General features: G+C 52.5%; 5 protein-coding genes. 2 read left to right on the forward strand and 3 right to left on the reverse strand.

All coding sequences use genetic code 11. From position 1 onward, the window contains the following. Positions 1-3: 3 nt before the first annotated feature. Positions 4-2,718, forward strand: coding sequence for an HsdM family class I SAM-dependent methyltransferase (locus C8J33_RS25570; protein ID WP_245419554.1), 2,715 nt, complete (start codon positions 4-6; stop codon positions 2,716-2,718). A gap of 887 nt (positions 2,719-3,605) precedes the next feature. Here C8J33_RS25570 and C8J33_RS25575 read toward each other — a convergent pair. Together C8J33_RS25575 and C8J33_RS25580 are read right to left on the reverse strand one after the other, a co-directional pair. After that, entirely contained in the window at positions 3,606-5,609 is a 2,004-nt protein-coding gene (locus C8J33_RS25575) for an alpha/beta hydrolase family protein (RefSeq protein WP_132665804.1), read from the reverse strand. Beyond that, entirely contained in the window at positions 5,606-5,920 is a 315-nt protein-coding gene (locus C8J33_RS25580) for a hypothetical protein (protein WP_132665805.1), read from the reverse strand. Before C8J33_RS25580 ends, C8J33_RS25575 begins: the two co-directional genes overlap by 4 nt. A gap of 592 nt (positions 5,921-6,512) precedes the next feature. Between C8J33_RS25580 and C8J33_RS28010 the strand changes: the two genes are divergently transcribed. Then, the gene (locus C8J33_RS28010; RefSeq protein WP_181425838.1) at positions 6,513-6,779 is read left to right on the forward strand and encodes a toxin-activating lysine-acyltransferase; all 267 of its coding nucleotides are present in this window, start codon (positions 6,513-6,515) and stop codon (positions 6,777-6,779) included. Here C8J33_RS28010 and C8J33_RS25590 read toward each other — a convergent pair. Then, positions 6,755-7,135: a hypothetical protein gene (locus tag C8J33_RS25590; RefSeq protein WP_132665806.1), complete on the reverse strand. Its 381-nt coding sequence runs from the start codon at positions 7,133-7,135 to the stop codon at positions 6,755-6,757. The two genes, C8J33_RS28010 and C8J33_RS25590, sit on opposite strands and share 25 nt — an antisense overlap. Between the last annotated feature and the right edge of the window lie 81 nt (positions 7,136-7,216).

Below are 7,216 nucleotides of genomic sequence, written 5' to 3' on the forward strand. Positions count from 1 at the left end.
ACCATGGAGAAGGCGGCCCATTATGGCGCGCATTCTGTGCTCTTCGAGGCTGCGTCCGATGGGTCAAACAGCGTTGCTCAGGCTTTCGTCTTCGTCACCAAGGCTGTAGACGACGATCCCGCATTCGCCGAACTCCATCAGCGGCTCTGGAGCTGGGGCGGGGTGCCAATTCTGTATCGGCGTGCACCAGGTGTCGTTCAAATGTTCCGTTGCGGACACCGTCCTGATTTTGTTAAAGGCGGGCGACGGATTTTCAAGCCGTTCGATATCCTCAAGATTGGCGCAGATGTCGGGGAGATCGAAGCTTGGTGGGATGCCGAACTGATCCGCAACGGAACGTTGTGGGATGATCCCGATATGGCCGCGCGGCTGTTGTCAAAGGACAGCGCCGCGCATCTTCGTTTGGTAGCAGCCGTAAAGGCTATGAATAAACGACTAGCTGAAAGTAAGCTGCTCAGTGCTCGATTGCGCCGCCGTCTGCTCATTCTTTCATTGTTGATCGCTTATCTTGACCAACGTAAAGCGCTGCCGAACGATTTCTTTGCATCTTGTTTGCCTGGTGCAAGCGGACTACCCGCGGTCCTTGCTGACAGCACCGCCCTGTTGGACATGCTGTCAAGGCTCGAAGTGTTGTTCAACGGCGGCGTTTTCAAACTCGACGAAAGGGACCGGGTTGAAATCACCACTTCACCCGAATTAGGGCACTTCAGCCGCTTGATCGAGGCCAAGGAAGAAATGTCGGGGCAGTTGAGTCTCTGGGAGCTCTACTCTTTCCGTGATCTACCCGTGGAAGTCATAAGTCACATCTATGAGTTGTTTGTCACTGACCCTGCCGTCAGCGTCTATACGCCTCCGGCATTGGTTCGGTTAATACTCGACGAGACGCTGACCGACGAGCGCATTGACCGCATTATCGACAACGAAGAGACCGTTCTCGACCCAGCGTGCGGCTCAGGAATTTTCTTAGTGGAAGCGTTTAAGCGTGTAATTTTGCGCTGGCGCAAGAGGAATGGTTGGAAGTCGCCCGACGTCGATACTCTAAGGTCTCTTGTACAACGCATGCGCGGGGTCGATCTTGATGCTGGGGCGGTGGAATTGGCTACATTTAGTCTTTACCTGGCGCTCTGCGATGCCTTGGCACCAGAGGTCATTCGTTCCACGCCGCAACTATTTCCTCCGCTGCGTGGCGAGGGGCTGATCGAATCGTGTTTTTTTGCAGCTAAGAAGAAAGGTCTGTTCTCCGGTAAGATCGGGGTTATTGTGGGGAATCCTCCGTTTAAGTCTAAGCTAGACACGCTAGGCGCTCAAGATGCGTATGCTGAGTACGTGAAGGAGCATGGCAAGCTACCAGATTTGCAAGTGGCCTACCTTTTCCTTCATGAGTCGATGAAGCTACTTATGCCGGGCGGCGTTCTTGCAATGCTTCAACAATATAACCTTCTCTACAACGAGAAGCCGGATTTTCGCCGGATATTCTTCAATACGTGGCACGTGCGGGAAGTGTTAGATTTCGTCTCCATTCGGGGTCTGTTCAGTAAAGACACGAAGGTCGTAACCGTAGTGGCGCTGGCTGAACCAGCGCCGTTGGTAGGGACTCTCCTACATGCGGTATTTCGCCGCTCTGCCAGGGCCGAAGCTGGCTTCCGGTTCGACATTGATTATTACGATCTGCACCGGGTCCCGCGTAAGGCCATTCTCAGTGATATGACACCTGACATTTGGCGTGCCAACCTTCTCGGTGGGGGGCGAACCTATGCTTTGGTGAGGCGGTTGCGGGCAATGCCAACCCTTGAATTGCATGCTACGTCAAAAAATTGGGACTTCGGCGAAGGGTTCATTGAGGGCGACAGTGGCGTCTCCCGCCAAGCCGACCATCTGTATGATCAACCATTGCTACCGTCCGACGCGTTGACAACAAATGGGGTCGATTTCAAACGAATTACCGTGGTTGACAGGAAGCCAATTGAAGGTCCCCGTACCGAAAAGCGCTTCACCTCCCCTATGCTTCTTATTCGCGAGCACGCAGATCTTCCTCACGTGCTGTGGCGCAAAGGATACATGACGTATAAGAATAAGATCGTTGGCTTCGCGGCCAATGACGTGTTTGAGTTGGAGGCTGTCGAAAAATGGCTGAAGGCAGACCCTGTAGGCCTGCGGGCTTATGCAGCTATCATCAGCGTGCGGATGTTCAGTCAAAAAGCCACGACGCTTTCCTGCACGGATATCTACAATCTTCCTTTCGACCCCAACGCCGAAGATCTTAGTCTCAGCCCGAACGAACGGCTCGTCGCGACAGATGTCGTCGATCACTATCTTGAGTTTGTCCGCCGGGGGAGCTCTTCGAAGCTAGCCGAGCATGATGGTCGTGATGGAGTCGTGCGCTTTGCTCAACATTTTGTCGCGCAAATCAACGCGTTCTATCTGCGCAAACCGCTTCGGTTTGTCGGGTATGCGGATTTCGGAGGTACTTTGTGTGCCGGCTTTGTTTTCGGGGGTGGTGAGATAGATTGGTCAGGAACGGAGCAGCTAAGACATCGACTGGATGATCTTTTGCGCGAACGACGTGCCACATCTCTGACCACCACTCGGATCGCACGAATTTACGATGGCGATGCCATTTACCTATTGAAGCCGAGCCGCCTTCGCTATTGGTTGCCCTCAACGGCTTTGCGTGACAGTGACGATACCCTTTCCGATCTCAGGAGCCAAGGTTTCTGATGCTGGCGGATGAATTCGATCGCGTGGTCTCAGGAAAACTTGCTCCGGACGTTCATCATGCAGGGGATTGGCTCCTCGGCGTCATTGACTTCGTTTATCGCGCTCTGCCTTTCTGGCGGGATGATCGCGACCGCCGACTGGAGACGGCAGAGGACCTGCTCACCGGACAACTTTGCCAATTCCTCAACGGTGCTGCTCAACTTACTTCGTTGGACAGCATCGTATTCCAAACGGAAGTTGCCGACCCGGAGGTCCGAAATCGAGTACTTGACATAGCTGCATTGCCCCTCGGCTGTACAATTTGGATTGGCGACCAGCATTACAAAATATACGATCCCATATTGCCTATTGAGTGCAAGCGTCTCCCGACGCCTCGTCGGCACGGCAGAGATCCTCGTGAATATTTGCACACACTGATCGGTCAGACTGGTGGAGTACAACGGTTTCGGGCAGGCCTGTACGGCAGCCGAAGTTCGGTAGGTGCTTTGATCGCCTATGTTCAGCAGGAAACCTCTGACCATTGGCACGGCGTCGTAAACGCTTGGGTTTTAGAACTTGAGCGACAAAATCTTGACAGCTGGGCGGCATCAGAATGCCTAGACGCATATTCCCGAGATCAGCGCCGGAGGACCGCGCGTGCGCTTTCGGCACATGCTCGAAGGAGTTCCGAGGGTCCTATTACGCTACACCACCTATGGGTGGAAATGTAATTTATAGCTTATCCAATCGCCGCCATCTGATGCTCCTTTCTCCGCATCGCCGTTGAAAACGGATTTTGTCCGATTGCCGTTGGAAGCCAATGTTTACGGACAGGCTTTCGCGGAGCCGGGAAACGGTGGTTTGATGGACAAGTGTTGAGCACTGGTACGCTGAATGCGCACAGCAGCTTAGTTGAGGTAGTTTGCGGCAATCTCTGCCAAATCAAAATTACCGGTCCTTCCCCCAAGCTTCTTTGCCAAAAAGTCCTCAAGGAGACGTGCCCGTTTCACCTCAGTCTGCCAGCGCCGATACCCGTGACCCTCCTTCTCGAAATAAACGGATTCGACATCTTTACCGGCTAATTTGAGTGCGCGTTCAAATTCTTCTGATTGTTCAAAGCCGACGATACGGTCTTCCTTACCCGCTGTTAGCAAGATTGCTCCGGTCACATTTTGAGCATGGGAAATCGGTGAACGGTCTGTCATCTCTTGAAGGCTATCGGGCTTCCCAGGGTCTCCGAAATACTGGTTCATCCCGTCAAGAAATAAGCCCCAAGAGAAAGGATTGTTTTGCATCTGGTATTTGACATCCATCACGCCGTATTCGGCAATCGCCGCTTTGAACACGCCCGGGTCGCGCGTCATTGCTAGCGCAGCGGCATACCCACCGTAGCTGCCGCCCATAACTGCCATCGCGTTGGAATCGGCAATGCCTTGCGATACAAGCCAATGGGCCGCATCGACGATGTCATCTTGCATGGCTTTACCATATTGCCCGTAGCCCGCCTCTTTGAAGGCGCGACCATAGCCGGTAGAGCCTCGGAAATTGACCGACAGCACCGCATATCCCCGATTGGCAAGAAATTGCTTTTGATGGTCATACTGCCAGACATCCCTATCGGCGGGACCACCGTGCACCAACACAATGGTTGGCAGTCTTTCCGGCTTCACACCGTGGGGTATCGTCAAGAAAGCCGGGATAACACGGCCGTCTCGCGCGCTGAACGATACGGGCTTTGTTTTGGCTAGTTGATCCCTTTGTCTGCTGAGAGGAGAATCTGAGATATGTGTTGAAGTCTCGGTCTGAAGGTCGAAGAGGAAATACTGAAATGGCGTTTCGTCTTTCGACACCGCAATGGTAACGAACCGCCCGTCCGGTGAGGTGCCCAAGATATTGAAATCTGTCGGGTCAGTCTCCGTCTCAAGCAAACGTAAAAGGGCGCTCCCCATTTTAGATAGGCCAACATAGCGTGGATAGCCATCTCGAATGATAGCGATGTCGGCCGGCCCGGCATCCCACGAGAACGTGAGAAATTGATCAACATCAGTATGAGGGTCCGACAGTGTCACTGTTTCTACGGAGGATTGCTCGTCGATTTTTACAAGCGACACAAGATCACGATCTCGATTACTAAGCGCTTCCACGGGTAGCCCCGTAGGTGGAACGCTAGACACGATAAGCGTTTCGGACGGGATTGCATGAGCAAACTCCCGCCATGGCGCGTCGAGCGATCTGCGGATCTTATAACTCCGATCGCCGTTCTCGGCTTTATCGACGCGTATACCGGGCGAACCATCTGCCGCCGCTATCCATGTTTGCGTCGTGCCCTCATTTCGAATGAGAAGTTCCTTACCACCCCCATCAGGGCGCACTGAGTAAAGATCAACGAGGGCCGGATCGCGATCGTTTGACATAACGACGTTGTATTTATCGCTACTACGCGCCTGCTTAAGAAAGTCCCAGTTCAGGAATCCGCGCGGTGTGACATCAATCCAAAGGTCGCGACCTGGCAAATTCGGGTCCACCAGCCACAGTCGGCCTTCGCTGACCACATGAAGCTTGTTCTCAAACGCTGACCAGAAAATTGTAGCGGCGGGGCCATCAAGCGTTGAGACCACTTCTGGCCCTGTGCTGTCGATTCTGTCGGCACGACCGATGAACACAGTCTCACGACCCCATTGCACCCCCCACCACGCGAGAAGTGAACCATCGTGGGAGGGAATATACCCCCACTTTGCGTCAGTATTGGCGTAAAATTCTCGAACCGAAATCAGGTCCGGCAATGTATCGACCTTCAGCGCGGAATTGCGAGCACCGCTATCGATGCTCACCCAAATATAATAGAGATATGGTACGAAAAACAGTAAAAATATAATTACAACAGTAAAAAAATGAAACTTCTTTAATTTCATAATGTGAGTTGCTTTATAGTTCGATGATCAAAGTTATCCTTTAATAGAGAAAATACAGTGCCATCATAATCTAAATTGTACTGGCAGTCGCTTTCATAATCGTCCTCCGAAAATTCAATTATAAAAAACTTTTTCCCATTCTCAAATGGGAACGCATACTTGTCGTTTGTGTATTTTGGCTCTCCTCTTACCAGCCGATAGCCCAAAGGCTCTCCATCAATCACATTGCCGTCGCCATCTTTATAAGCCAGAACATATATTAGTTTTGGCATGACATTCAAATCAAATGGGTGATCCTGGTCGCGTTCCATGTAGTGATTCAGTAAGACTCTCTCAGCGCTCGGAGATACCAGAACGTTATGCTTAACTTCCACAGGATCACCCACTTAATGGTAGCGTGTATGCTTATCGGCTATCGGCTTAACGAGCCGCCGATGCCTCGTGGTGCTGGACTGGTCTTGTCGCAATCGGACCATCCACCTTTGGAAACCGTAAAGCTACCGACAGGTGTGCTGTAGTGGCAATCCGTGCCTTGCATTATCCCATCCATTCCGCGCGTAATTCCCGATAACGTACCCGAGTATCCGTACGATTTTGACTGGGACGAGCCACCGCCGCCGCCGCCCGATCCACCCCTTGTAATCGCGATGCCGAGGCGTTCTTCGATACTTCCAAACATGCGCGTACTTTACCCTTTCAATCAGTTGATTGACAAATGGCATAGGGCCACGAGGCCTATATTCGCTGAGCAGCGGCTTATTTGTCAATGCTATATTACTCTTATAAGTAGCACCTGATCATGATATGAAGTGGCAGAAAGAGAGCCATGGAGGGGGTGCATTTATGTCAGACAGAGAAAATTCTGCTGAGCCAACTCTTCGATTCTACGAAGTCTTGGGCATCATGACGGCACTGGCGTTCGAGTCCGAGTTGCATCGTGCTTGGTCGATCTCCGACTTACAGGCAAATTTCATTCCAGCAATTATTTTGGGTCATTGCAAAGTATATTTTGATCGAGAGCGCCACCCCTGTGCATTTGCAACTTGGGCTCTGGTTGATGACGAGACTCACCTCAAATTGCTAGTAGCGGCCTCTTCAAATGACCTAGCCGTCGTCTATTTGGGCGCGAGCGCACCGGCCACTGGTCACGTATGTTCAGTGCTGAAATGAACCAAGCCAGCTGCTAACGCTGCCGCCGCAAACAATACTGCACCGGTGCACAACGCCCATGTGAGCGATGTCCAGGTCAGCATGGCGCTGGAAAGTATGACCCCAACGGAGCTTGCGGTGCGCAGCAAGGCAAATACCTCTGCCCTCTTCGACGGAGGGGCCAGTCCGTCCAGGACGACCGAGTAGTAGGTACCCAGCGGCGCAATCATCAGTCCGACGATGACGCAGCCGACGATGGACAGTTCTATCGAAAGCTGTAAGCAGACCAGTGCCATCCCGGTCGCGGCGGCTGCAAGAAGCAAAACCACTGTTCGCCGCTGCGCAAGACGGTTGCGAACACTAATACCAACCCTCATTGATCAGAACCTATGAGCCCATTGCCGCTGACCGATGGACATGATCTTCCAAGGTCGGTCCTGCAGTGTTCGCCAAGCGTG

Origin of the sequence: Rhizobium sp. PP-CC-3G-465, from assembly GCF_004343445.1 — a bacterium.
Taxonomy (GTDB): domain Bacteria; phylum Pseudomonadota; class Alphaproteobacteria; order Rhizobiales; family Rhizobiaceae; genus Ferranicluibacter; species Ferranicluibacter rubi.